The sequence below is a fragment of the uncultured Sneathiella sp. genome (genome assembly GCF_963976355.1).
Lineage (GTDB): Bacteria > Pseudomonadota > Alphaproteobacteria > Sneathiellales > Sneathiellaceae > Sneathiella.
This window is the reverse complement of record NZ_CAXBKA010000010.1, coordinates 110453-135341: the sequence shown is the minus strand read 5'-3', so window position 1 is coordinate 135341 and position 24889 is coordinate 110453. Positions and strand designations below refer to the sequence as shown.

At 51.9% G+C, this 24889-nt stretch carries 21 protein-coding genes; 14 read left to right on the top strand and 7 right to left on the bottom strand.

Annotation, left to right across the window (positions count from 1 at the left end):
• Together AAC599_RS18360 and AAC599_RS18355 are read right to left on the bottom strand one after the other, a co-directional pair.
• On the bottom strand, positions 1–481 hold a 481-nt coding region (locus tag AAC599_RS18360; protein WP_340151860.1), incomplete at its 3' end, for a DUF305 domain-containing protein.
• Between the two features lie 330 nt (positions 482–811).
• Positions 812–1546 (bottom strand): DUF1194 domain-containing protein, encoded by a 735-nt coding sequence (locus AAC599_RS18355; RefSeq protein WP_340151859.1) that lies wholly within the window; start codon positions 1544–1546, stop codon positions 812–814.
• Positions 1547–1723: 177 nt separating this feature from the next.
• On the opposite strand from AAC599_RS18355, the gene AAC599_RS18350 reads away from it, so the two are divergent.
• Positions 1724–3193 (top strand): catalase, encoded by a 1470-nt coding sequence (locus AAC599_RS18350; RefSeq protein ID WP_340151858.1) that lies wholly within the window; start codon positions 1724–1726, stop codon positions 3191–3193.
• A 68-nt stretch (positions 3194–3261) separates the two neighbouring features.
• Here the strand turns inward: AAC599_RS18350 and AAC599_RS18345 are convergent, their stop codons facing one another.
• Positions 3262–4404 (bottom strand): FAD-dependent monooxygenase, encoded by a 1143-nt coding sequence (locus AAC599_RS18345; protein WP_340151857.1) that lies wholly within the window; start codon positions 4402–4404, stop codon positions 3262–3264.
• A gap of 279 nt (positions 4405–4683) precedes the next feature.
• Here AAC599_RS18345 and AAC599_RS18340 point away from each other — a divergent pair, with 279 nt between their 5' ends.
• The 5 genes from AAC599_RS18340 to AAC599_RS18320 all read left to right on the top strand — a co-directional run bounded on the left by AAC599_RS18340 (position 4684) and on the right by AAC599_RS18320 (position 10249).
• Entirely contained in the window at positions 4684–6609 is a 1926-nt protein-coding gene (locus AAC599_RS18340; protein WP_340151856.1) for an ATP-binding protein, read from the top strand.
• Between the two features lie 119 nt (positions 6610–6728).
• Positions 6729–7925, top strand: coding sequence for a type III PLP-dependent enzyme (locus AAC599_RS18335; RefSeq protein ID WP_340151855.1), 1197 nt, complete (start codon positions 6729–6731; stop codon positions 7923–7925).
• Between the two features lie 31 nt (positions 7926–7956).
• The gene (locus AAC599_RS18330; RefSeq protein WP_340151854.1) at positions 7957–8994 is read left to right on the top strand and encodes a deoxyhypusine synthase; all 1038 of its coding nucleotides are present in this window, start codon (positions 7957–7959) and stop codon (positions 8992–8994) included.
• Positions 8995–9015: 21 nt separating this feature from the next.
• On the top strand, positions 9016–9915 hold the full coding sequence (gene speB, locus AAC599_RS18325; RefSeq protein WP_340151853.1) for an agmatinase: 900 nt from the start codon (positions 9016–9018) through the stop codon (positions 9913–9915).
• Positions 9916–10105: 190 nt separating this feature from the next.
• A complete protein-coding gene (locus tag AAC599_RS18320; RefSeq protein WP_340151852.1) occupies positions 10106–10249 on the top strand; it encodes a hypothetical protein in 144 nt (47 codons plus the stop codon).
• A gap of 15 nt (positions 10250–10264) precedes the next feature.
• Here AAC599_RS18320 and AAC599_RS18315 read toward each other — a convergent pair whose 3' ends face one another.
• Positions 10265–10918 (bottom strand): DsbA family protein, encoded by a 654-nt coding sequence (locus AAC599_RS18315; protein ID WP_340151851.1) that lies wholly within the window; start codon positions 10916–10918, stop codon positions 10265–10267.
• A gap of 166 nt (positions 10919–11084) precedes the next feature.
• On the opposite strand from AAC599_RS18315, the gene AAC599_RS18310 reads away from it, so the two are divergent.
• From AAC599_RS18310 to AAC599_RS18290, 5 genes are all read left to right on the top strand, one after another.
• Positions 11085–11885, top strand: a complete 801-nt coding sequence (locus AAC599_RS18310) for an undecaprenyl-diphosphate phosphatase (RefSeq protein WP_340151850.1) — start codon at positions 11085–11087, stop codon at positions 11883–11885.
• A gap of 103 nt (positions 11886–11988) precedes the next feature.
• Positions 11989–12843: a DUF3108 domain-containing protein gene (locus AAC599_RS18305; protein ID WP_340151849.1), complete on the top strand. Its 855-nt coding sequence runs from the start codon at positions 11989–11991 to the stop codon at positions 12841–12843.
• 251 nt (positions 12844–13094) lie between these two features.
• Positions 13095–14369 (top strand): adenylate/guanylate cyclase domain-containing protein, encoded by a 1275-nt coding sequence (locus AAC599_RS18300; RefSeq protein WP_340151848.1) that lies wholly within the window; start codon positions 13095–13097, stop codon positions 14367–14369.
• A gap of 139 nt (positions 14370–14508) precedes the next feature.
• The gene (locus AAC599_RS18295; protein ID WP_340151847.1) at positions 14509–15600 is read left to right on the top strand and encodes a Zn-dependent alcohol dehydrogenase; all 1092 of its coding nucleotides are present in this window, start codon (positions 14509–14511) and stop codon (positions 15598–15600) included.
• Positions 15597–16790, top strand: a complete 1194-nt coding sequence (locus AAC599_RS18290; protein WP_340151846.1) for a mandelate racemase/muconate lactonizing enzyme family protein — start codon at positions 15597–15599, stop codon at positions 16788–16790. The genes AAC599_RS18295 and AAC599_RS18290 overlap by 4 nt, the downstream gene beginning before the upstream one ends.
• Position 16791: 1 nt before the next feature.
• On the opposite strand, the gene AAC599_RS18285 is transcribed toward AAC599_RS18290, so the two are convergent.
• From AAC599_RS18285 to AAC599_RS18275, 3 genes are read right to left on the bottom strand one after another with little or no spacing between them, the layout of a single operon-like run.
• A complete protein-coding gene (locus tag AAC599_RS18285; RefSeq protein ID WP_293961452.1) occupies positions 16792–17436 on the bottom strand; it encodes an MBL fold metallo-hydrolase in 645 nt (214 codons plus the stop codon).
• A gap of 50 nt (positions 17437–17486) precedes the next feature.
• The gene (locus AAC599_RS18280) at positions 17487–18971 is read right to left on the bottom strand and encodes a helicase HerA-like domain-containing protein (RefSeq protein WP_340151845.1); all 1485 of its coding nucleotides are present in this window, start codon (positions 18969–18971) and stop codon (positions 17487–17489) included.
• A 55-nt stretch (positions 18972–19026) separates the two neighbouring features.
• Entirely contained in the window at positions 19027–19914 is an 888-nt protein-coding gene (locus AAC599_RS18275; RefSeq protein WP_340151844.1) for a LysR substrate-binding domain-containing protein, read from the bottom strand.
• Positions 19915–20039: 125 nt separating this feature from the next.
• On the opposite strand from AAC599_RS18275, the gene AAC599_RS18270 reads away from it, so the two are divergent.
• The 3 genes from AAC599_RS18270 (at position 20040) to AAC599_RS18260 (ending at position 24723) form a co-directional block, all read left to right on the top strand.
• A complete protein-coding gene (locus AAC599_RS18270) occupies positions 20040–21827 on the top strand; it encodes an acyl-CoA dehydrogenase family protein (protein WP_340151843.1) in 1788 nt (595 codons plus the stop codon).
• A gap of 48 nt (positions 21828–21875) precedes the next feature.
• Positions 21876–23663 (top strand): acyl-CoA dehydrogenase family protein, encoded by a 1788-nt coding sequence (locus AAC599_RS18265; protein ID WP_340151842.1) that lies wholly within the window; start codon positions 21876–21878, stop codon positions 23661–23663.
• 421 nt (positions 23664–24084) lie between these two features.
• The gene (locus AAC599_RS18260) at positions 24085–24723 is read left to right on the top strand and encodes a helix-turn-helix domain-containing protein (RefSeq protein ID WP_340151841.1); all 639 of its coding nucleotides are present in this window, start codon (positions 24085–24087) and stop codon (positions 24721–24723) included.
• Positions 24724–24889: the final 166 nt, after the last annotated feature.

Genomic DNA, 24889 nt, shown 5'->3' with positions numbered 1-24889 from the left:
CCATTTGTGTCACTGCCTTGCCGTTCTTCTCGATATCATGGATCAGCCATTCCATTTCCTTGATCTCACGGCGTTGTGCATCGATAATCCCGTTCGCAAGCTCTCGAACCCTGATATCGTCCATTCCCGCCCGTTCGCTTGTCAGAATGGCGATTGAATGATGGGGAATCATGGCTTTCATATAAGAGCAGTCCTGCACAGCCACTTGGCTACGGACAAGCCAGAGCGCAACGGCAAATACAACAATACTTGTCAGGAAAATACCTTTATTAACAGCACTCTTCCTATACATGTTCAGCATGAAACCGAGCATGATGACAGCCATAGCCGTTCCCATGAGAAATGTCATGTAAAAGCGGGTTTCACTCCAGAAGACATGACTGGCTTCATATGTGTTTAGATACGTCAATCCGAACATGACAGCCATAGACACAGCTATCATGACAGCAAATTTCCAATATTTGAAAGAATTGTCTGTCATCTGCGCCTCTTCCCAACAAAACTTATCCACAGGCTGACAACTAGGTCTGCGCACCACAACCAACGATGTAAAATCACTTTAGTTCCGTTGTGTTCGTGATAGATTCGTTGATCGGGCGGTTGAAATTCTCCGTCTGTTATCGACAAAGCACCGGCAACAATCAATGCAGTAGATATACTAGAACTCAATGGAGGTCGGTCCAGTATTAAGGCCGTCGCAATTATATATGATACGGCGGCGGTTCGAAGCAATTTCGCTCAACCAGCAGCAAAACCCTAAAAAATGAGGTCGGAAATCCGCTAATCCAGGAATGAGTTCCAATAATTACGATTATTCCGGGGGGGAGCGGTCCGTTGGCGGGTTATCGGCAATTTCCAAAATAAGCTTTTTTCGAACAGCATTGGCAAAGGTGTTGCTGTTATCAGCCGTAATGACAAACGCTCCATTGCCTCCAATGATTAGCTCGCTGAAGGCAGCCTCCAGATCGTAATTATTGGGACGGCCCGAACAATACCGGCATAGAACTGCAAGTCCGTTAATCGTTATATTCGCACTGACAACTTCATCACGGGCAAGTTCGATCGGCGGTCCGCTCCAGTTATTCGCGCTGTCTGCAGAAATGTCGATAACCTGGCGGAAGCTCCATATCTCATTATTTTCAATAAGACTTTTCCCGAATAGCAAGGCAGAGCCGATGGCGTTGTAACCGCGCGCTCTCCTGGGTGGAAGGAGAAGATCCGATGCAAATTTCTGGGCGGATTCTTCACTATCTACGATCTGCCAGCCGACGACGACATCTTGGGAGCTGGAATCGCCCCATTCGACATAGGTAACCGCAATTTTCCCGTAGATCGAGGTCGTAATCGCTGAAATCACATCCGGATTGGTGATTGCTTTTGCATAGCCCTCACGTTGAAATAAAATCTCGGCGTCATCTATGGAACCGGTTGCATCCGCGAGCAGCACAAGTTCCAGCCCGACCTCGACTCTTTCCTGCGCGTTGGTGACTGGCGACCAGAAGCAGGACAGGAGCAGTAGGAAAACAATCGGATTCCGACGGAGCATTACCATTCCTCGCAAGGATTAAAGCTGCAGAATAATCATTTGCCATATTTTCCTGTCGGTCAAGTGTGGGCTTGCAAACCTAGGCCAAGATTTATTCTGATCTTTCTCTTGAATTTTTTTAGAATAATTCTAACTCATAACTATTGTCAATAGATCCTGCGACATGGAGAAAGATAGATGTCAGAGAAAAAGAAGATGACCACAACGGCCGGTGCACCGGTCGTCGACAATCAAAACTCAATCACAGCCGGGGAGCGCGGTCCGGTCCTGATGCAGGATTATCAGCTTCTTGAAAAACTGGCGCACCAGAACCGCGAGCGGATTCCGGAGCGTGTTGTTCACGCGAAAGGCTGGGGTGCGCATGGGACTTTCACGGTTACCCATGATATCAGTAAATATACGCGCGCGAAGATCTTCTCTGAGATCGGGAAGAAAACCCCCATGATTGCACGGTTTTCCACTGTTGCCGGAGAGCTGGGGGCGGCGGATGCCGAGCGGGATGTACGCGGCTTCGCACTGAAATTCTATACCGAAGAAGGGAACTGGGATCTGGCCGGGAATAACACGCCGGTGTTCTTTGTACGGGATCCACTCAAGTTTCCTGACTTTATTCACACACAGAAACGTCACCCAAGAACTAACCTGAGATCTGCGACCGCCATGTGGGACTTCTGGTCATTATCGCCGGAAAGTCTGCATCAGGTGACAATCCTGATGTCGGATCGAGGCCTCCCAGTGGCCCCGATGTATATGAATGGATATGGTTCGCATACCTATAGCTTCTGGAATGAGGATGGTGAGCGTTTCTGGATCAAGTTTCATTTCAAGACGAATCAGGGTCACAAGCATTATACGAATGAGGAGGCTGCGAAGGTGGTCGGCGAGACCAGGGAGAGCTATCAGGAGGAATTGTTTGGCACGATTGATCGCGGCGAATTTCCGAAATGGACATTGTTCATTCAGGTTATGCCAGAGGCTGACGCAGAGAAAACACCTTATAATCCCTTTGACCTTACTAAAGTATGGCCGCATGGAGATTATCCGCCGATCGAGGTAGGGGTGATGGAACTCAACCGGAATGCTGACAATTACTTTGCTGAAATTGAACAGGCGGCTTTCAGTCCCTCGAATGTCGTGCCGGGGATCGGCTTCAGTCCCGACAAGATGTTGCAGGCGCGTATCTTTTCCTATGCGGATGCCCATCGTCATCGTTTGGGCACGCATTATGAAGCGCTTCCGGTTAATGCGCCCAAGGTTCCGGTAAATCATTATCATAAAGATGGCGCGATGCGCTTTTTTAAAAATGATACCGGGAACCCGGACGCCTATTATGAGCCTAACTCAATGGGTGGCCCAGTTCAGGACGAAAGCTATCGTGAGCCGCCGTTGAAGATATCCGGAAATGCGGATCGGTATGATCACCGAGTCGGCAATGACGATTATTCTCAGCCGCGAGCGTTGTTCAACCTGTTTAACGATGAGGAGAAAGCGCGCCTTTTCTCTAACACAGCTGCAGCCATGCAAGGTGTGCCGGAGGAGATCGTACAGCGGCAGCTTGGCCATCTTTACAAGGTCGATCCCGCCTATGCGGATGGTGTTGCCGCAGCAGTAGGCGTTGCTCTTTCCGATCAAGCCAAAGTGGGATAAAGCCCAAGTGCCCGAATGAAAGCCTCAGGAGACGTAACACCTGAGGCTTTTTCTATGCAGGTCGGTTCTCATGTTGTGAACAGCCGGTCTGTTGCCAGCTTTCGCCAAGCCTGCACATTCGGTGGTCCCAATGTTTTGATTTTAATGTCATGAAAGCCACGGCCCATCCAGCTTTGCGAATGTCGGAACTGGGCAAGAGGGGCATCGGCATAGCGAATGATCCGCTCGACCTTTCTTTCGCGCCGTTCCTTGTAGGTCATCAAAGCCTGATCGACATTTTGCATCGCAAGGGCATCCGCAAGACAACGGCTTCCCGCAAAGGCTAAAGCGGCTCCTTGCTGAATCATGGGCGAACAACCATTCGCCGCATCCCCGACAAAGGCGATCCGCCGGTCAAAAAAGCAGGGTTTAATCACCGATTGCAGTCGGCCGACGTATATTTCGGTATCATCAAGTCGTCTCAGAATGTCAGGTAGTGGACCACGATAACCACCAAAAACATGTTTCAGGTTTTCCCGCGAATCGTCCACTAGGGGATTAGGTCGGCTGTTTTCATATGCGTGGCCGTAACAATACAGGGTGTCATTACTGATCGGGAAAACCATGAAACTGTCTGATTGACCCACCATTTGCAGCGGTTGCAAACCATGCTCCGGATACTCAACGACAAACCGCCAGCAGGCGAAACTATGATCATGAATCAACGCCTGCCCTTCAAAATTCTCATGACGGGTCAGGGAGTTGAGGCCGTCCGCGGCGATAAGGAGATCGTACGATCCATTAAGGATCTCGTTCGTGCAGGTAATGCTGACGCTGTCATCTTCATGCCTGACACTCATTAGCTCGGTATTATAGCGAATTTTTCTCTGTAGCCCTACCCTGAGCGCTTCATTCAACACCTGCCGTTCAAGGGCAATGAACTGGTCATTCTCGAAAGGAGGATCTGTAAGGCGTGCTACGTTGATCACCTTGCCATTGCTCTTGCAGTAAGTGACTTTATCGGCCTGTTGGTATCGTCCCTCTAATCCATCAAATATACCGAGTTTTTTGATTTCCCGGACCGCATTGAACGGCAGGACTATGCCTGTACTATCGGTATCCTCGGATGATTTTTCCTCGATAATTTCAAAATTCAGCCCAAACTTCTTTAGCCATTGGGCTAGGGAAAGTCCTGCTATTCCTGCCCCCACGATCAGAATTTTTGATGTCAATTCCGGTTGTTCCTCGTCGTAATCATACTCTCAGGCAAGTATAATTGAACATATATATATTCTAAAGGTAAATCAGGCTGGTTGGCAGCCATTGGGAACGTCAGAACAGTGAAATCCTCGACAGACTATCGGCCGCCAAGCTACGAAAATCCCTAGAGAATTAACAGTTGTTCAATACTTTCCGTTTAGTTTCAATCGACCTCAATTGAGACGGACTGTGGAAAGTTTGACCGAATATTCAAGGGAAACTTGCGTTGGCGAACGCATTAGGCGGTGCATATGCTAAGCGAAGCAGTGATGTTCGTTTGCTTGCTGGCATTGCTTTTTGTTTTCCTGAGAAGGAAAAAGCGCCTTACTCATGTCAGATTTGGGCGTACCTTGATTAACCTTGGTTTATTTGTTCTTGTCTGTGCCTCCCTGATTGATGTTCTGGTTATTGGTGACGGTGCCCTTTTCGATATCGGTTACAGCCATAATGCGGCTTTAGAGATATGGCATTTCATTGCCTATATACCGGGGTTGATTTTTATTGCACTTGGCCTGTCGCGAATGCTCCCTGCGATTGAACGCCTGAATGGTGAAATCAAGGCCCGCAAGTTTTCTGAGCAGAAACAACGGGAGCAGAATGAGCGCCTGCAACTGGCGATCGAGCAGGCCGAAAAAGCAGAAAGCATGTTGCTTGATGCAATCGAATCAATGCCCGAAGCCGTGGCCATTTATGATGTGGATGACAGGCTGTTTGTCTGCAACGAGCCCTATAGAGACCGTTTCAAAGACATTGCAGATGATGTCGTGAAGCCCGGAGTACAATTTCAAGAGCTGGTACGCTTGTCTGTGGAATCCGGGCGGTTGCCTGAGGCAATCGGGCGTGAGGAAGAATGGATTTCTGGACGTATTAAGGAACATAGAAACCCGGTGCAGCCTATCGAGCAGGAATTCTATGACCGGCAGATTTACCGTCTCTCTGAAACGAAAACAAAATCCGGTGGTATTGTCTCGATCCGCACCAATATCACGGACATGCGCGAGCGCGAAAAAGCGCTGGAGGAAAACCGCGCCAAACTTGAAGAGGCCCAGGCTATTGCTCACATTGGCAACTGGATGCACAACAGTGTTGAAAACACCCATGAATGGTCTGACGAGGCTTTCCGCATTCTGGGATATGAGCCAGGCGCGACAGAACCACGGTACGGCAACTTTATCAGGCGGGTTGATAAAGAGGATGTTGATCGCCTGGTCGAAGTTTTTGAATCCGTTGATTCAGTTTCAGAACCGTTCGAGGTTGAATTTCGGGTGGTACATGAAGATAAGAAAATTACCTATGTCCGCCTGATAGGCCGCCCGATTATTAGCGAGACGGGTGAAGTATCGGGAGCCAGCGGCACGATACAGGATATTACTGCTCAGCATATGTTTGAACGCGAGTTGACTCAGGCGAAATTGGAGGCGGAAGAGGGAACGAGGTCAAAATCCCTGTTTCTTGCAAATATGAGCCATGAGCTTCGGACACCGCTAAATGCGGTCATCGGCTTTTCGGAAGTCCTTGCGAAAGAGATTTTTGGCCCGTTGGAGAACGAAAGATATCGTGAGTATGCGGATAATATCCAGTCTTCCGGCAGGCATCTGTTATCCCTGATTGACGATATTCTGGAATATTCAAGGCTTGAATCAGGTTCCATTGAATTGCAGGAAACAGAATTCAGACTTCTGGATATTGTCCGGTCATCCAAAACTATGCTCGCGGCGAAGGCAAACGAGAAATCCATTGAGATCACGCTTTCCGAGCAGTTGAATATATGCCTGCGTGCGGATGAGAGAAAACTCAAACAGGTGCTGATTAATCTGATCAATAACGCGATAAAATTCACGCCCGATAGCGGCAGGATTGAACTCGAGTTATCAATGCATGAGGAGAATTTCATATCCCTTTATGTCATCGATAGCGGCTATGGAATCAGTGAGGAAGAAATCAACAACGTTATGCGTCCTTTCGGGCGGGCGCGTTATTCTGTTTCCAAGTCGATAGAAGGTACGGGGCTTGGATTGCCGCTTGCCAAGTCGATTGTCGAATTGCATGAAGGTGAGTTGAAAATTACCAGCAACAAGGAAAAATCTGGCACAACGATCGAGATACGTCTGCCAAAGTTCCGGGTCGTTGAAACATCAAAGAATTTTCCGCACCTGAACCTTGTTGCCCGCTCTTGATAGGGCGTTAAAAATCATCATCTAACAGTGAATCTTTATGTAGCGTAGCAGGAATTTTTCTGCTACTGACGCTCTCTGAAAAACTTGGTTTCAACAACTAGACAGGTGGAACATTAGAATTGCAACTGCTCCAAGATTATGAGGGCTATGTCGCGGATCGCGAGCAAGCCCTAGCCGGTTTGCGGCGATATGAAAACGAAGCGACAGCTCTTGAAATCGAGCAGTCGAATGATGCTGTCCACTTTCTGTATATCAACGAGATTGCAGAGGCGGCCAGCAGATTTCTCAACGGGTTTTCAGGCACATGCCTTTATGCGGCGAAAGCCAATCCGCATCCGGCCTTGCTAAGGCTTTTGTGGGCGGCGGGCATTCGCCATTTCGAGGTGGCCTCCATCCGTGAGATTGAAAAGTTGCGGGTCGAGTTTCCGCTCGCGCAGCTTTACTTCATGCACCCTGTCAAAAGCCGTCAGGCGATCAATCGCGCCTACGCGCTTGGCGTTAGGCACTTTGCCTTCGACAGCCTGGACGAACTGCGTAAAATTAAGCAGGAAACCGGCCATGCCGAAGATCTTTCGCTCATGCTGCGGCTGAGCGTCTCGCAAGTCGGGGCCGTTTATCCGCTGGATAACAAGTTCGGTGCAACCCTGATGGAAGCGCCGCTCTTGCTCGCTCATGCACGCCAGATTGCGGAAAAGGTCGGTGTGACATTCCATGTCGGCTCACAATGTCTCGAAATTGAAGCCTACGTTAATGCCATCTACAATATTGCCAATATGCTGGATGGTTGTGGCGTCAAGATCGACATGCTTGATGTCGGTGGAGGATTTCCGATATCCTATCCGGATATGGAACCGGCACCGTTGCAGGATTATTTCGATGCCATTCAAAAGGCACTCGTGGAGTGTGGCTTTGATGCGCTGGAGATATTTTGTGAGCCGGGGCGGGCCATGGTGGCTGCGGGAGGTGCGGTTGCCGTTCGCGTTGAACTCCGTCGCGGACAATCTCTATACCTGAATGACGGAACCTACGGTGCCTTGTTCGATGCTGGTCAGCTTGGCTGGGCATATCCGGTTGAACTGTATCGGGCCGGTCGTTTGCATGTACCGTCAGAAAACACGCAGTTTCAGCTGTATGGGCCGACATGTGACAGCATCGACAAGATGAAGGATCGTCTTGCGTTGCCGGATGATGTCTGTGAAGGTGACTGGATCATTTTTCGTCATCTGGGAGCTTATGGCTATGCCATGCAAACCAGATTCAACGGATTTTATTCAGAAACCATGGTGGGAATTGAATCGCCTGCCGAGTTCGCATAGCACAACAAGTTGAAAAAGGCGTCAGGTTAAAATGACAAAACTCTCGAAGAGCAACGAGAAGGCGGCCCTTCTTTCGAAGACCGTCGAGCATGTTGACATCAAAAGTTTTGATGCGCGTCCGATCATCGATGCGATGGGAAAAATGTCTTTCACATCGCGTGATCTCGCGCGGGCTACAGAGATATTCAACATGGCCGTGAATGATCCGGATTGTGCGATTATACTTACCCTGGCGGGGTCAACTTCCGCCGGGGGCTGTATGCATGTTTACCGCGATCTGGTGGAACTGGGCATGGTGGATGCGATTGTCTCCACCGGCGCGTCCATCGTGGATATGGATTTCTTCGAAGCTCTGGGGTATCGCCACTATCAGGCTGACAGCACGGTCGATGATAATGACCTGCGGGCCCTTTATATCGACCGCATCTATGATACCTACATTGACGAGGAAGAGCTTCAGCATTGTGACGAGATTATCAAGGTAATCGCGGATGAGCTGGAGCCGCGGGCTTATTCTTCCCGTGAATTCATATATGAGATGGGCCGCTGGCTGAAAACCAATGCGGTAAAGAAAAACTCTCTTATCGAAACCTGCTATGATCACGATGTGCCGATTTTCGTTCCGGCATTTTCCGACTGCTCTGCCGGTTTTGGTTTAGTCAAGCATCAGGTCGAGAATCCGGCAAAGCACCTCAGCATTGACAGCGTCAAGGACTTCAGGGAACTGACGGAAATCAAGATTGATGCGGGGACAACCGGCTTGTTAATGGTTGGCGGCGGCGTGCCCAAGAACTTTGTGCAGGATACGGTCGTTTGCGCCGAAATCCTTGGCAAGGAAGTAGACGTACATAAATATGCCGTGCAGATATCTGTTGCCGATGTGCGGGACGGGGCCTGTTCTTCCTCTACCCTCAAAGAGGCGGCGAGCTGGGGCAAGGTCAGTACAAGCCTGGAACAGATGGTCTTCGCGGAAGCTTCTTCCGTCGTCCCCTTGCTGGTATCGGACGCCTTCCATCGGGGTGGCTGGAAAAACCGCAAGGCGCGGAAGTTTACCAAGCTCTTTCAATAAGCGACAAACGGACTGGAAATCATGACAGTTCCATTTGACATACTCCCCTCGGAAGAGGGGTTTTTGGGCCTGCCCGAAGAGGAGGCTGTCGACTACGCGTCCGCGAAGGCCATTATCATTCCGTTTGGTCTTGAGGGATCGGTCAGCTATGGCGGCGGAACGGCGCTGGGGCCGGCTGCGATGATTGAAGCCAGCCATCAGGTGGAGCTGTTCGATGAGGATCTCTGGCGGGAGCCGTTTAGGGACTTCGGTGTCGTCACGATGCGGGAGAAGCCTGTTGATGGAAACGATATAAAAGCGGCAATAGATGATCTGGCCGCCCTTACCGAAGCGGCGCTTGGCGATAGTAAATTTCCGCTCGTCTTCGGCGGAGAGCATTCCATCACACCCGGTGCGATCCGTCCGTTTCTTGCTCAGTTTGATGACCTAGCCATCCTACATTTCGATGCCCATGCGGATTTGCGTGATGGGTATGACGGCGAGCATTATTCTCATGCGGCGGCAATCCGCCGGGTGCTTGATCACCCGACTGTTCCGATCGTTTCCGTGGGTATTCGCAATATATCGGCGGAGGAGATTCCGTTTCTGGACGCAAACCGTCATCGGATAAACATCCATTGGGGGAAGGACCGCGAAAGCTGGCAGGTGGACGATATCGTTGCCCCGTTAAAAGGGCGTCCTATTTATCTGACCTTTGACCTTGATGGGTTTGACGGTTCCGTAATGCCAGCAACGGGGACACCTGAACCTGGCGGGCTTTTCTGGAACGATGCGATCAAGATCATCAAGGCCGCCTCCGGAGTTGGCACAATTGTGGGAGCAGATATCAACGAACTGGCCCCTATTGAAGGGATGCATGCGCCGAACTTCCTTGCGGCAAAGCTCGCATACAAGATTCTGTCGCTCGCATTATCGAAATAGCGGCGGCGCGGCTTGCCCAGAAATGGGCAAGTTTTTTCCTCTTTTTTGAAGTAAATCAGCCTCATTTCGCTGGCAAGAACGCAAACTACAGTGAAAGTACGGGGGCATGAAGATGATAAAATCCTTACACCAAGCGCAGACTAGTCTTAGGAGTCTTCTTTCTGCGATAAGGACGTTCCGGCGACAGGTTATGGTCGTCGCAGTTGCCTCATTACTGAGTTTGGCGATCGTCCTGAATGTGGCGATGGCGCCGGTAACGAATGCCGAAAATGCGCTTTCCCAGGTAGCCTACCTCAAGAAGGATATCAACGGAACGACGTCGATCATTCGCTAGCCCGTTTGCTGTTTGTTATTGCCGTTCCTGTAGTCCATCCTGCTTCATACGCCAGAGACAGACATCTACGCGGTCCTGCCCGAAGAATGCCTCGTTTTTATAGGCGAGCGTAGGAACTCCCCAATGTCCCGCTTTTTCGAGTGCTTCCTGGTTCGCGTTGACTTTTGCCGCATATTCATCGAATCGATCAGCAATCAATTCATCGAGCTTGGCGAGATCAAATCCGGCGGATGCCGCCGCTTTGGATAAATGGTCTCCTTCATGCCAGCCGCGCACCTCTCCGCTCCAGATCAGGGTTGAAATCTTGTCGAGGAAAGCGAGCCCGTCTCCTGTTTCTGCCGCTGCGATACCAAGATGAGTAAGGCGGTGGATATAAGGCTGCTCCAACGGAATTTCTCTCGTCTGTCGGTTCATTTTTACCGGATCGGGACGCGGCCAGGAAATAGGAATGTTGTTCATCTCGCCAACGCGCTGGATGTCGGTCATGAGGTAGTCGATCCAGAGAGGGTGAATATCCTTGAAGAATTGCGGATTCCTGACAGCAATCGGATATACCGGTCGTATGTTGACATGTAGGTCATAATCCTTCGTCAATTCAATAATTCTGCGGATCGCCAGATAAGAATAGGGGCTTCTGAATGACCAGAACAGGTCAACACTATGAGTCATGGTTTTCTCCATAATCAGTTGTTATACTTTCTTCATAATATGTTTTTATAATTCTGACGACCAACCAATTTTCTCTGACGGAAATATTGCGTAAGTCGTTGTTCCCGAAGTTTTGGGACTAAATCAGCTGTTTTGAAATGATATCCTGCGATCTGTATGAGTTAAAATGCCCTTTTTTCATATTCTTGTTTTGGCGGCGATACAGGGGATTACTGAATTCTTGCCCATTTCGTCGAGCGGCCATCTGTTAATTGTCCCGTCCCTTACAGGTTGGCAAGATCAGGGTCAAAGTATTGATATAGCTGTTCATGTCGGAACGTTGATCGCTGTCGTCACCTATTTTCGCCATGATATATTTGGCATCGTTAAGGCATTTCTGACGCCTGCTGATAAAAGCGGCGCAGATGACCGTAGGCTCGGTTTTCATATCATCATTGCCAGCATTCCGATCGTACTTGTTGGAGGTGCAATGTATCTCCTGCTGCTAAACGACTTAAGATCAATTCTGCTTGTGGCGGCGACGACAATTCTATTTGGCATTTTCTTGGGTTGGGCAGATAAGAAATTTCCCGTCACGAAGAATATCGAAGGAATTACAATCATGGATTCACTCGTGATTGGATTGTTTCAGATACTGGCGCTGCTGCCGGGAACGAGCCGCTCTGGCATAACCATGTCAGCGGCACGAATGCGCGGCCTTAGTCGAAGCGACGGTGCGCATTTTTCCATGTTGCTGTCCATTCCGACAATTCTTGGTGCCGGAACTTTAGCTGCATATCACCTGTATACCGCAGAAAAGCCCGAGATCGGAATGGATGCTTTGACCGCAGGTTTAGTATCCTGCATTATTGCGTTTCTGGTAATCAGCCTTCTGATGCGCTGGATCGAAAAAATCGGCTTCACGCCATTTGTTATATACCGGCTTATACTGGGTGCCGTTCTTCTGGGTGTCTATTTTGCGACTTGAGGCCAAAAATATTTGCTGAATTACCTCTTAAGCCCGTAAACAACTTGATTAATCCTGCATAAAGCCCCATTTCCCTTACATATCGATTGGAAATGGACATTGCATGAATGCTTTTAAAACCAGTTGGATAAGACCTTCCAGCCTATTGCTGGCGGCATTTGCGTTGGCCTCCGCAGTTGTTTCGCCCGCCGCACTTGCAGCCGAAAAAAACTCAGAGTTGCACTATACGGTTTATCTGGGTGGACTTTATCTTGGCAGCATTGAAACCGAGATAGAGCAGGGCGATAGTCAGTATAAAATTGAAAGCACAGCAAACACCAGTCAGGCATTTAACTGGATCGTCAGCTGGTTCGCCAGCGGCGAAACTGAAGGTCTGATCGGTCTTGACAAATTCTTCCCGAGTCAGCATCAGCACAAAAGTACCTGGAACCAGAACGTGCGTGTTGTCACGATGGATTATGGCAAGTCCGGCTCGGTCCGGGTCGAGAAAACCACCACGCGTAATGAAGATTCGGGTCGATATACCCCGATTGATCCTGCAAGTCTGACCAATAGCGTTGATCCGATGACAGCTATCCTGACGATGACAAATCAACTTGATGAGGGGAAGGGCTGCACGGCGCGGTTACCCATTTTTGATGGTCACCGGCGGTATGATGCGATCCTGTCGGATGTCCCCTCTCGTTATTTCAAACCATCGCGCTATACCGTATTCTCCGGGAATGCAATCGGTTGCAAGCTCGAGTTTGACAGAATTGGCGGGTTTCCCGTCGATCAGCAGCAAAGTTTCAACAGCGATTCTCAGCAGGATGTTGTGGTCTGGGCAGGTGCCCCGATTGAAGGGGGCCGGATAGTCCCCGTACGCATGCAATTGAAAACCCGTTTCGGAAATATGGAAATGCATCTGGACCGCTATCGGGAAGGACCCATGCAGCTTGTCAGCCGGAACTCCCAATAGAGCATTTTCAGGGTTTTGACAGACACATTGGCTGAGTTGGGTGGCAACAACGGTTTAACTGCTTTATATTATTCCTCCGGATCATTAGTATAGGGCTGTCTGACAGTTGGGCGGTGGCTGGGGAGAGCACAGTGACGGCGGTGAGCTTTGCAGAAAGAATACGGCGAATAAGCCGCAGAAACGAACTTCCGGACATAGAAAACAATAAATTTCTTCACGACGCATTGGACCAAAACAAGCGTGAAGGATTGATGTTGGCCGTCAAGGCCCGAACGGTTTGCCTTTTCGTCATCGGCCTGTTTCTCATCTATCTGAGCCCTAACTGGTATGTTCTATACTACGAACTACTGATTGTTGCCTTTATGCTCATTGGCTGGGCTCAGGCAAAGATCGGTCGGGTGGAGAGGTCTAGAGCGGAACTATTTCTTATTTTTCTCGATCTGGCGCTGCTGACGGTCGTGCTGGTGGTCCCAAATCCTTGGGATCCGCGTCCATGGTCAGCTGCCCTTCAATTCAAATTTGGAAACTTTCCCTATTTTTTCATACTTCTTGCCGCGGCCACCCTCGCCTATTCTTGGCGGACGCTGGTGCCAGTTGTGTTTATTACAGCCATCCTATGGATGGGGGGATACTTTTGGGCGTCCTATCAGCCATCCGATATTGCGGAGCTTTCCGACAAGGTCGGCATGGCCCTGGAGGGCTATCCGAACATTCTCCATTTTGTTGATCCGGGCAATATACCGATCGAGCCACGTATTCAGGAAGTACTCATATTCACGATTGTCGCCTTTATTCTGGCCTTGAACGGCTGGCGTACCAATCAGCTGCTTGTCCGGCAGGCCGAAGCCGCGCGTGGGCGCGCTAACCTCTCACGTCATTTTCCACCCAACATCGTGGATAATCTGGCGGAACGGGATCAGCCGCTTGGCGAGGTAAGAGAGCAGCGCGTTGCGGTTCTCTTCGCCGATATTGTGGGTTTCACGAAAATGGCGGAGACAGAAACACCGGATAGGATCGTATCGGTTCTGCGTGATTTCCATTCCCGCATGGAAAGCTGCGTATTTGAGAACGGCGGCACCTTGGATAAATTTCTGGGAGATGGCCTCATGGCTACGTTCGGTACCCCTGAAACAACACCGCAAGATGCCGAAAACGCATTGAAATGCTCTGTAGCGATGCAGCGTCATATGAGCCGGTGGAATGAGGAGCGTAAAAAGGCTGGCCTGATGCCAATTCGCCTTTCCGTCGGTATCCATTACGGCTCGGTCGTCCTTGGGGACATCGGTTCGGAAAGGCGGCTTGAATATGCGGTGCTGGGCGATGTCGTGAATGTCGCCAGCCGCCTTGAGGCATCGACCCGGGAAATGAAAGCGAATATTGTGGTCAGCAGCGAGCTCATGGATGCTGCCGGCGGAGAACAAATGGCCAAAAAACTGGGGTTTGTCGAAAACGGCTCTCAGACTATTCGTGGGCGAGGAGGGGGTGTGACAACCTGGCTCCATTTGATAACGGAGCCCGCCAGCTAACGGGAAACACTTTGTAATAGACAGGCGGCAATCCAAGGGTGCCGAATGATAAAAAGTCGCCTAGGCCCTCAGGTCGAGATTGACTTTCACGCGTCTCGCTGCACACTCACCGGATATGCATTGTTCGGGGAGGATCTGCATGAAAGCTGCCGTCTGTCGGAATTTCAATCAGCCGCTGCAAATTGAAGTGTTGCTCCTGGCGCCGCCTGAAGAAGGAGAGGTTCGCGTCAAGCTCTCGGCTTGCGCCATTTGCCATTCGGATATTACCTACATGGACGGAGGATGGGGCGGCCCCTTGCCGATGGTGCTGGGGCATGAAGCAGCGGGTGAGGTTGCAGAAATCGGCACGGGCGTGCGGAATATCGCAGTGGGCGATCATGTACTGGTGACACTCATTCGGTCCTGCGGTCATTGCCCTGACTGCGAAAGAGGAGAGCCCTATGTATGCGGTACTCCGTTCCCGATTGACGGCGCTGGCCGTTTGACAACTGAAAATGGCGAACAGGTTCTTCAGGGCTTACGGACCGGAGCTTTTGCCGAAGAAGTTGTTGTCGATCAATCGCAACTTGTCGTTATTCCGAAGAATTTGCCCATGGATGCCGCATCGCTCTTATCTTGCGGTGTGATCACCGGCCTTGGAGCCGTTGTGAATACAGCTGACGTCCGGCATGGCGCCTCCGTCGTCGTGATTGGATGTGGCGGCGTTGGCTTGAATGCAGTTCAGGGCGCGGCTCTTGTTAATGCGGCGCCGGTTATTGCAGTGGACCTGGTGGAGGAAAAGCTGGTCGCAGCGCGCGACTTTGGCGCGACACATGCAATCAATGCGTTCTCTGATGATGTGATCCGGGAGGTCAGGGACAATACAAATGGTCGCGGCGCGGATTATGTTTTTGTCGCTGCTGGCAGCCCAAAGGCATTTGAACAGGGGCTGGAACTTCTGGCGCCCGCCGGGACGCTGGTGATTGTCGGGATGCCGCCGACAGGACAGAAAATTGCGGTTGAGGCCGGTAACATTGCCGGTGCCAGTCAGAGAATTCTCGGTAGCAAGATGGGCTCCACCCGTCTCCGGGTGGACATACCGAAACTCGTTGCGCTGTATGAAAGCGGCCGGCTGAAACTGGATGAACTGATCACCGGGCGGTATCCATTGGAGGAGATCAACCATGCCATCGATGAAGTCAGGGCGGACAAGGCATTGCGGAATGTGATTATTTTTGGAAAGACCTCATGAAACTGACCGACCTTCAAACATTTGTCGTAGGGACGCCGCCACCGCATTGGGGTGGCCAGTTCTGGGTGTTATTAAAGCTGACGACCGACAGCGGCGTGAGCGGAATAGGCGAGGCCTATGCGGTGCCATTTCATCCGGATGTGACCGTAAAAATGATCGAAGATGTTTTTGCCCGGCGGCTTCTTGGCATGAACCCCTTTCACATAGAACGTATCTGGCGCCGGGTATATTCGAGCGGATACACGCAGCGGCCGGATTCGACGATGATGGCTGTTCTGAGTGCGTTGGAAATGGCCTGCTGGGATATTATCGGGAAGGAAACGAATAAACCGGTTTATGAGCTTTTAGGAGGTAAAGTTCATGAAAGGCTCCGGACTTATACCTATCTCTACCCGAAGGACGGAGACGCGGCGGATGTGTATAGCGATCCGGATCTGGCCGCGGAGCGCGCCGCTGAGAATGTCGCACTCGGGTTTACCGGTGTGAAATTTGATCCCGCCGGACCCTATTCCGCCTTTGATCCGCGCCAACCCTCTTTGGGGCGTATGGATCTATCGGAAAAACTGGTTGCGCGGGTGCGTGAAGCGGTAGGGGATAAAGCCGATATTCTGTTCGGAACCCATGGGCAGTTGACCAAGTCCGGCGCGATCCGGCTCGCGCGCCGGTTGGAGAAATACGATCCTCTTTGGTTTGAAGAACCGACACCTCCTGAAAATGCCAGCGAAATGGCAAAGTTATCCAGACAGACAACCATTCCAATCGCGACAGGGGAGAGGCTTTGCACCAAATATGAATTCCACCGCGTGCTGGAGAGCGGGGCGGCCTCCATCCTGCAGATGGCGCTCGGGCGTGTCGGCGGACTGCTGGAAGGAAAAAAGATAGCTAGCATGGCGGAGGTCTATTATGTGCAGATCGCGCCGCATATGTATTGTGGCCCGGTGTCGGCGATGGCGGATATTCAGCTAAGTACCTGTACGCCGAATTTCCTCATTCAGGAAAGCATTAACACCATGGGCGACTTTCACGCGGAAATCCTGAAAGAGCCGATCCAATGGGAAGATGGCTACATCATCCCGCCGACGAAGCCGGGCCTTGGCATCGAGCTTGATGAAGAGGTTATTGCCCGGCACCCCTTCACAGGGGATCAACTGCATCTTGAAATGGTCGATGATCCGGTCATCTTCGAATAGCTCAGCCGAAGTTCATGTCGGCAACGAAAGGGTTGGTCGCGCGTTCCTGCCCAAACGTTGAAAGATTTCCATGCCCCGGAATAAAAGTAATATCATCCCCAAGCGGCCAGAGCTTTTCGCGGATCGAATGTAACAGGTCCTCATGATTGCCGCGCGGAAAGTCCGTCCGGCCGATGGAGCCTTGAAACAGGACATCCCCGACAATGGCGACGCGTTCTTTCAGATTGACGAAGACCACATGCCCCGGAGTGTGGCCAGGGCAATGAACGACCAGAAACTCCTCATTGCCAACGGTGACCGTATCGCCGTCTTCCAGCCAGCGGTCGGGCGTGAAGGCGAAGGATTCCGGAAAGCCGTAGCGCGCGCATTGCGTCGGTAGCTGGTCAATCCAGAATTTATCGTCTTTATGGGGCCCTTCTATCGGCACATTCAGCCTGTCATGCAATTCCTTCGTTCCGCCCGCATGATCGAGATGACCATGGGTGATGAGAATTTTCTCGATCGTCACGCCCTGTTTCTCGGCAGCTTCAATAACGCGGTCGAGGTCGCCACCCGGATCGGTGACCGCGCCCTTCATGGTTTCCTCGCACCAGATCAGACTGCAGTTCTGTGCGAATGGGGTGACGGGAATTATTACTGCTTTCATAAAATATCGGAGCGTTGGGTCGCTCCGTCCTTTGTTCGTAATCTGTGCTGTCAGCGTTTCAAGGCGCCGAGAATACCACGAAGCAGCGCTTTGGCAATGGTGCGTCCAATGGATGAGCTCACCGCGCGGGTCAATGACTTGATGGCGGCCTCGCCAACACTTTGGCGATTGGAGGCTTTCCGTTTCGGCTCCGGAGTGTTTTCCTGTTCTTTGGCGGCTGCCTTCGCCGCCTTCTCTGCACGTTCCTGCAGAATTTCATAGGCGGACTGGTTATCAATCGCCTCGTCATATTTATCCGCAAGATCGCTTTCCGTCAGGATGCTTTTCCGGACGGCATTACTGATCGGTCCGAGTTTGGACGAAGGTGGCCGGATCAGGGTCCGCTCTACTATCGACGGTTCGCCCTTGTTTTCTAGCGTAGAGACCAGCGCCTCCCCGACGCCGAGGGTGGTGATGACATCCTCGACATCAAATTTGGGATTGGGACGGTAGGTTTGCGCGGCAAGCCGGATTGCTTTCTGTTGCTTGGGGGTAAAGGCGCGCAGCGCATGCTGGATACGATTTCCAAGCTGGCCCAGCACCGATTCCGGAATATCGTCCGGGCTTTGAGTGACAAAAAATATACCAACTCCTTTGGACCGGATGAGGCGAACTACCTGTTCAACCTTTTCCAGCAGTGCTTTCGGGGCATCGTCAAAAAGAAGATGGGCTTCATCAAAGAAAAAGACGAGCTTGGGGCGGTCCGGATCACCGGCTTCAGGCAATTCCTCGAACAATTCCGACAACATCCAAAGTAAGAATGTGCCATAAAGCCGCGGGGAGTTCATCAGCTTATCAGCGGCAAGGATACTCATCATGCCCCGGCCGTTTTTGTCGGTGCGCATGAAGTCACGTAAATCAAGGGCTGGTTCACCAAAAAACTTATCCGCACCCTGATCTTCAAGACGGAGCAGTGCGCGCTGGATTGCACCAACCGATTGCGGTGAGACATTGCCGTAAATCGAAGAAATCTCAGCTCTCTGGTCATTCACGACCCCCAGAAGCGAGCGTAAATCCTTGAGGTCGAGCAATAGAAGACCCTGTTCATCGGCAACCCGGAAGGCAATATTCATGACGCCTTCCTGCGTATCGTTGAGCTCCAGCATGCGGGAGAGCAGTAGGGGGCCGATTTCGGAGATTGTCGTGCGGACAGGGTGACCCTGCTCTCCAAACAAATCCCAGAAAACGGCCGGAAAGGCGGCGGACTCATATTCGTCTGCGAAGCCGATGGCGCTTGCCCGCTTGGTCAGAAAATCCTGCATATCGGAATTTCGGGCGAGTCCGGAGAGGTCTCCCTTGGCATCGGCGAGAAAGACCGGGACGCCTGCAGCCGAAAAACCTTCCGTCAGCACCTGCAAAGTAACAGTCTTCCCAGTGCCGGTTGCGCCGGCGATCAGACCGTGCCGATTCCCCCATTTCAGCGGCAGATATTGATTATCGCCAGTTCCATCATCGCTCTTGCCAAGGAAAATTCCATCGTTGGTCAAACAGGTCATGATCGCAAAAATCCTTAATCCGGTGGAAGGCGGGTCATTCAGGGATGAGAAAATGTTATACCGGTTGTCCTGCGGCCTCAAGCATCCATTCTCTGACGGCGACAAGCTTGGGGCGCGTGGATTTTCGCGCTGCCGAAACAATCTGAAAAGGAGCGCGGGATCGACGGACCACATCGAACAGCTTTACGAGCCGGCCGCCGTTTATTGCCTCACGAACAAGGCCGTCAATTCCGATGGCAACACCCAAACCGTTTTCTGCGGCATGCAAGGCCATGTTGGCGCTTTCGAAATGAAGGCCTTGGCTGGAATCAATATCATGGATTCCCGCTTCGGCGAGCCATCGGGGCCAGTCTGTCGGACGCGGGCTTTCATGCAGGAAGACAGCACTTTTAAGATCTTCTGGGTGCATGAACCTCCGCGCCATGTCCGGGCTGCAGACCGGATAGGTGTCAACCTCAAGCAGTTTATCGATCCGCATGCCGGTCTGTGTCGTTCCCTCCGGCAAGACCTGGATGGAAAGGTCGAAATCATCCCGTTCAAAGTCCGCGGGGTTGAGCGACGTGATCAATTGAACATCAATATCCGGGTGATGTTCATAGAGGTCCGCCCATCGCGGAATCAGCCAGCGCAAGGCAAATGTCGGGTAGGCACAGATGGATACCGCATTGCGGCGGGTCTCACTGCGGAGGCGGGCCGACGCCGCTGCGATTTTTTCCAGTGGCAAGGTTATTTCCGCTAGATACTGCCGACCCACCGCCGTGAGTTCAATCCGCTTGTGGTGACGATGGAACAGCGTCTTTCCAAGATATTGTTCCAGCGTCTGAATCTGGCGGCTGACCGCGCCCGGCGTAACGCCAAGCTCCTCAGCTGCTTGATTGAAACTCAAATAACGGCAGGCGGCCTCAAATGCCCTGAGACCAGATGTAGAGGGAATATGCAGCATTTATCTCGACAATCTTGATTGATATTTTATCAATTATACTATGCTGAATTATCGATTGTCCATGGTCTTCGTAATGCGCATTATAGGGACACAAACAAACGGCCAAGGGAATATGCGGGGTTGATATGACATTTTTACATAAAAAGCAGGAATTCAAGCCACAGGAGCTTTCTGACTATATTGCGCCGGATTGCCACGGCCTCAACTTCTATGAGATTGATACCTCGTTGCAGGATTTGCTGCATTGCTACATGCCGGATGATCTGCGGCAGCATCTTGAGCCGCATTATCGTCGGCTTGGTGAACTTTCCGGCAATCAAATCGATGACTGGTCCCGCGATTCCGATCGCCATATACCGGTCCTGCATGCACGGGATGCCCGGGGGCGCAATGAAGACTGGATTGAGTTTCACCCGTCATACCGCAAGATGGAAGATGTGGCCTTCAAGGATTTCGGTTTTCACCGAATGTCCCATCGCGAGGGCGTCTTTGGCTGGTCCGGTAAAGTTCCGCCGCTTGGCAAATATGTTTTCCAGTATCTTTTCGGACAGTCGGAGTTCGGCCAGCTCTGCCCGATTTCAGCGACTGAGACCTCTGCCATGCTCATTGAGCGCTATGCGGACGATGAGACAAAGGAGAAACTTCTCGAGCGGATGTTCAGCCAGGACATGGATCAAATCCTCAAGGGCGCACAATTCATGACCGAGAAGACCGGCGGTTCCGATGTCTCGAATATCGAACTGCAGGCCCGTTTTGAAGATGGGAATTGGAGACTTTATGGTGAAAAATGGTTCTGCTCCTGCGCGGATGGGGATGTCGCCCTGTTGCTGGCGCGGCCGGAAGGCGCACCGGAGGGCAACAGTGGGCTCGCACTGTTCGCGATGCCCCGCAAGCTGGAGGATGGACGCCGGAACCCGTACCGGATTGTCCGGTTGAAAGACAAGCTCGGCACAAAATCGATGGCGTCGGGAGAAATCATCTTTGAGGGCGCGGTGGCCTATCCGCTTGGAAAAGTGGGCGCCCATCCAAACCAGGGTCTCAAACTGATGATGGATCAGGTCAATTTTTCCCGTCTTTCCCATGGCGTGCGGGGAGCGGCAATGATGCGCCGCTGCCTAAACGAGGCTTTGACAGTTGCCAACTATCGCAAGGCGTTCGGGGAAACGATCATCGATAAACCGCTGTTGCGGCGGCAGCTAATGAAATTGATGGTACCTACGGAACAGGCACTGTCCATGTTCATGTATGTTGCGGTCAATCTTGCGAAAGGCGAAGCTGGAGATGAGGCGGCGGCGAAGCGCACCCGTATCCTGACTCCGCTTCTGAAGTTCCGCACAGCCCGTGATAATATCCGTGTTGCAACCGGTGCAATGGAAGTACGCGGCGGCAACGGATATATTGAGGATTGGGTCAATCCACGTCTTGTCCGGGATGCACATCTCGGGGTGCTGTGGGAAGGAACTTCGAATATCAATTCCCTAGACGTGACGACCCGGGCGATTGCCCGCGCCGGAGCGCATGAGGACCTTGGCGAGGATTTGACGCGCCAGATCGAGTCAAATAATTCTCTGCCCGGTCAGTATGCCGGCCAGCTAAAGGGCCTGGTGGATCAATCTGTGAAGTTCGCGGAAGAAGTCGCACGTCAGGGCAAGGAAACACATGCCCGCAAGGCGGCCAGCGCGTTGTATCATGCGACCACGGCGACTCTAATGGCGAACGAAGGGGCAGAGCTTGGCGCGGCTGGCCGAGATGCACGGCGGTTGCTCCTGTCCCGGATGATTGTGGACCACAAGCTTGTCGCCGGTAATCCCCTGTCAATCGAGAGCGGCGAATTTGCCGATGCCGCAACGGATGCCCTGTTAAGTGGCGCACCGGTCAGCCTGGAAGAGGCAAGCCGCATCCTGGCCCTTTAGGACATCCACAAACTGAATAATTGCAGGGCCCCTGCAGGAGACAAGATCATGAATATGAACCTCAACATCAAGAAAAGAGAGGAGCGAAAGCTCGAGGACTGGCTCGCCCAGGATTGCCACGGCCTTAACTTTTTTGAAATCGACAACAACCTTCAGGATCTGTTGACGCTCTATCTGCCGGAGGACCTGCGGACGCATATGACACCGGTCTATCAGCGACTGGGAGAAATAGCAGGCAACCGACTGGATGATCTGGCGCGGCTTTGTGACCGCCATGCCCCGGTGCTGCACCCAAGGGACGCGCGCGGGCGCAACCGGGACTGGATCGAATTTCACCCGGCCTACCGGGAAATGGAGAAAATCGGCTACGGAGATTTCGGGATACATTGCATGTCGCGTAAGGCAGGCGTGCATGGCTGGCCCGAGAAAATTCCGCCGATGGCGAAATATGTCTTTCAGTATCTCTTCACCCAGTCTGAATTTGGCCTGATGTGTCCGATTTCCGTGACAGATACTTCTGCCATGCTGCTTGAGCGCTATGGTCCGGAAATCGCCAAGGAAAAATACCTCGCCAGAATGCAAAGCCAGGATATGGATGAAATCTATATGGGTGGGCAATTCATGACTGAGAAGATCGGCGGTTCTGAAGTCGCCAATCTGGCCGTGACAGCGCGAGAGGAAAATGGCGAATGGCGTCTGTACGGCGATAAGTGGTTCTGTTCCTGCGCGGATGCGGAAGTCTGTCTGGTGCTGGCGCGGCCGGAAGGGGCGCCGCAAGGCAATGCGGGTCTCGCGATTTTTGCGGTCCCGCGTCATCTAGATGATGGTGAGCGGAATAACTATCGTATCGTGCGCCTGAAAGACAAGATGGGAACGAAGTCCATGGCGTCGGGCGAGATTATATTCAATGGCGCCCTTTGCTACCCGTTTGGCGATGTGGGGGCAAAGCGGAACCCGGGTCTCCGTCAGATGATGGATCAGGTGAGCATGTCCCGGCTGTCCCATGGGGTGCGGGCAGCTGGCATGATGCGGCGCTGTCTGAATGAAGCCATGGTGTCTTCAAGATCCCGCGATGTCTTTGGCGAGCCGATTATCAACAAGCCGCTGTTGCGGCGCCAGCTTTTGAAATTGATGGTGCCGACGGAGCAGGCGCTGTCCATGGTCATGCATGTTGCATCCGTCCTGCACAAGGCGGAAAGCGGCGATAAGGATGCGGAAAAGCTCAATCGGATTTTGACGCCTCTTGTTAAATTCCGGGCCTGCCGGGATAACGTCACGGTTGCGACCGGGGCGCTGGAAGTGCGGGGCGGCAATGGCTTTATCGAGGACTGGGTCAACTCCCGACTGGTTCGGGATGCCCATACGGGTCTTCTCTGGGAAGGAACGTCCAACATCAATGCGCTGGATATTACAACACGGGCAATCGCCGATGTTGGCGCGCATGAAAGCCTCGCGGATGATCTCAAGGACCGGCTGCGGGATGCGACGGACCTTCCCGGCCAGTTCGCGGGTGAGCTCTCCGGCCTCGTGGATCGGGCGAAGAAATTTGCGGAAGATATCGCGGTGAGCGGAAATGAAACGCAGGCCCGCCAGGCCGCTGATGCGCTCTATCACGTTACAACGGCCACTCTACTCGCGACAGAAGGGGAGGCGCTTGGCAAAGCGGGTGGCGATGCCCGGCGAATGCTCCTGTCCCGTCTGGTGATGGATACAAGGCTGCGGCCGCATGATCCGCTCAGTAATGGTGATGGACGCTTTGAAATAGAGGCAGGAAACTATCTTCTCGATGACAAGCCTGTTCCGCTGGAAGCGGCGGCAGACCTGTTACGAATCTAGGATCGATTAGCACTGGAAAATAATAAGAATAATTGCGAAATCGAAAGCACTCCCCGGCCGTGGCAATTTGTCGCTGCCGGGGATTTTTTTGTGCAAAACCCTTAAAAACAGCCAAATTTGATAGAGGCGGAGTCAATTTTCACCAAAATTTTCTGTAGTTTCACAACCTGCGTCATCTCACCGCATGGAGGGGGTAAACCAAAAGCCGAATAATACATTTCAGAGAGATTGTTGACCTTCAAAAAGGAGCAAGTGGGACATGTTTGATTCCTTGAAAGCGCGCGATGCGGCACCGACTGAATGCGGCGCGCAAATATTCCGCTTCGGTCGACCTGACAACAACACTCAGGCATCCCGCAACAGCGCACTGGCATCTCCTTGCGCTTCCTGCAAGGTTCGCGGCAAAGCAGTTTGTGCCGGATTGAATGACGAGGAGATGGAGGATTTCTCCCGGAATATTCATACGCGGCTGGTCAAGGCCGGAAAAGCTGTCTACCGGGAGTCCGAAGCGGCCGATAATTTCTACACTGTCGTGACAGGTGAGGTCCGGCTTGCGAACCTTTTGGGAGATGGCCGACGCCAACTTACGGCGTTTAAATCAGCGGGTGATTTGCTGGGTGAAAATAAAAAAGGTTTCTATCAATCTGATGCAGAGGCGGTGTGCGACACCATCGTGTGCCAAATTCCATTAAGTTTATTGGAAAAATACTCGAATGATGTCCCTGCAATGTATGCCTCTCTTGCAACGAAAGCGCAGGAGGAGCTGTGTGAGTTGCGGCATCACGCGGTTCTGCTGGGGCGCAAAACACCGCTTGAGAAAATTGCCACTTTTCTTTGTGGCCGGATGGATAAGCTTGACGGCAAGCAGGAGGATCAGGTCGCGATTGACCTGACGATGGGAAGAGGTGATGTGGCCGATTTTTTGGGCCTCACCATAGAAACGGTCAGCCGAACCATTACAAAACTAAAAAATATGGGGCTTTTGCTGGTACCAAATCCCCACCACTTTGTTATCAGGAATCCGGCCCGGTTGAGGCGTATTGCTGAAGGCGAAGAATAAGATGCGAGGGAATAAGTTAGACGCATTTTTTCAGTTAGGGTGCCAACTCGTGCGCTAACCTAAGACCATTGCAGCATTGATTTAAATCAATGCCCGTGATAGCAATTTTTACTAGTTTGCAGTTTGAGGGGGAGTGCGCTAGGGCACTGCGGCACAAAAGTTGCGG

Coding starts and splice junctions, on each gene's coding strand:
- AAC599_RS18355 (WP_340151859.1), bottom strand. CDS start 1,546: ATGCTCCGTCGGAATCCGATTGTTTTCCTACTGCTCCTGTCCTGCTTC.
- AAC599_RS18350 (WP_340151858.1), top strand. CDS start 1,724: ATGTCAGAGAAAAAGAAGATGACCACAACGGCCGGTGCACCGGTCGTC.
- AAC599_RS18340 (WP_340151856.1), top strand. CDS start 4,684: ATGCTAAGCGAAGCAGTGATGTTCGTTTGCTTGCTGGCATTGCTTTTT.
- AAC599_RS18330 (WP_340151854.1), top strand. CDS start 7,957: ATGACAAAACTCTCGAAGAGCAACGAGAAGGCGGCCCTTCTTTCGAAG.
- speB (WP_340151853.1), top strand. CDS start 9,016: ATGACAGTTCCATTTGACATACTCCCCTCGGAAGAGGGGTTTTTGGGC.
- AAC599_RS18320 (WP_340151852.1), top strand. CDS start 10,106: ATGGTCGTCGCAGTTGCCTCATTACTGAGTTTGGCGATCGTCCTGAAT.
- AAC599_RS18315 (WP_340151851.1), bottom strand. CDS start 10,918: ATGACTCATAGTGTTGACCTGTTCTGGTCATTCAGAAGCCCCTATTCT.
- AAC599_RS18310 (WP_340151850.1), top strand. CDS start 11,085: ATGCCCTTTTTTCATATTCTTGTTTTGGCGGCGATACAGGGGATTACT.
- AAC599_RS18305 (WP_340151849.1), top strand. CDS start 11,989: ATGAATGCTTTTAAAACCAGTTGGATAAGACCTTCCAGCCTATTGCTG.
- AAC599_RS18300 (WP_340151848.1), top strand. CDS start 13,095: ATGTTGGCCGTCAAGGCCCGAACGGTTTGCCTTTTCGTCATCGGCCTG.
- AAC599_RS18295 (WP_340151847.1), top strand. CDS start 14,509: ATGAAAGCTGCCGTCTGTCGGAATTTCAATCAGCCGCTGCAAATTGAA.
- AAC599_RS18290 (WP_340151846.1), top strand. CDS start 15,597: ATGAAACTGACCGACCTTCAAACATTTGTCGTAGGGACGCCGCCACCG.
- AAC599_RS18285 (WP_293961452.1), bottom strand. CDS start 17,436: ATGAAAGCAGTAATAATTCCCGTCACCCCATTCGCACAGAACTGCAGT.
- AAC599_RS18280 (WP_340151845.1), bottom strand. CDS start 18,971: ATGACCTGTTTGACCAACGATGGAATTTTCCTTGGCAAGAGCGATGAT.
- AAC599_RS18275 (WP_340151844.1), bottom strand. CDS start 19,914: ATGCTGCATATTCCCTCTACATCTGGTCTCAGGGCATTTGAGGCCGCC.
- AAC599_RS18270 (WP_340151843.1), top strand. CDS start 20,040: ATGACATTTTTACATAAAAAGCAGGAATTCAAGCCACAGGAGCTTTCT.
- AAC599_RS18265 (WP_340151842.1), top strand. CDS start 21,876: ATGAATATGAACCTCAACATCAAGAAAAGAGAGGAGCGAAAGCTCGAG.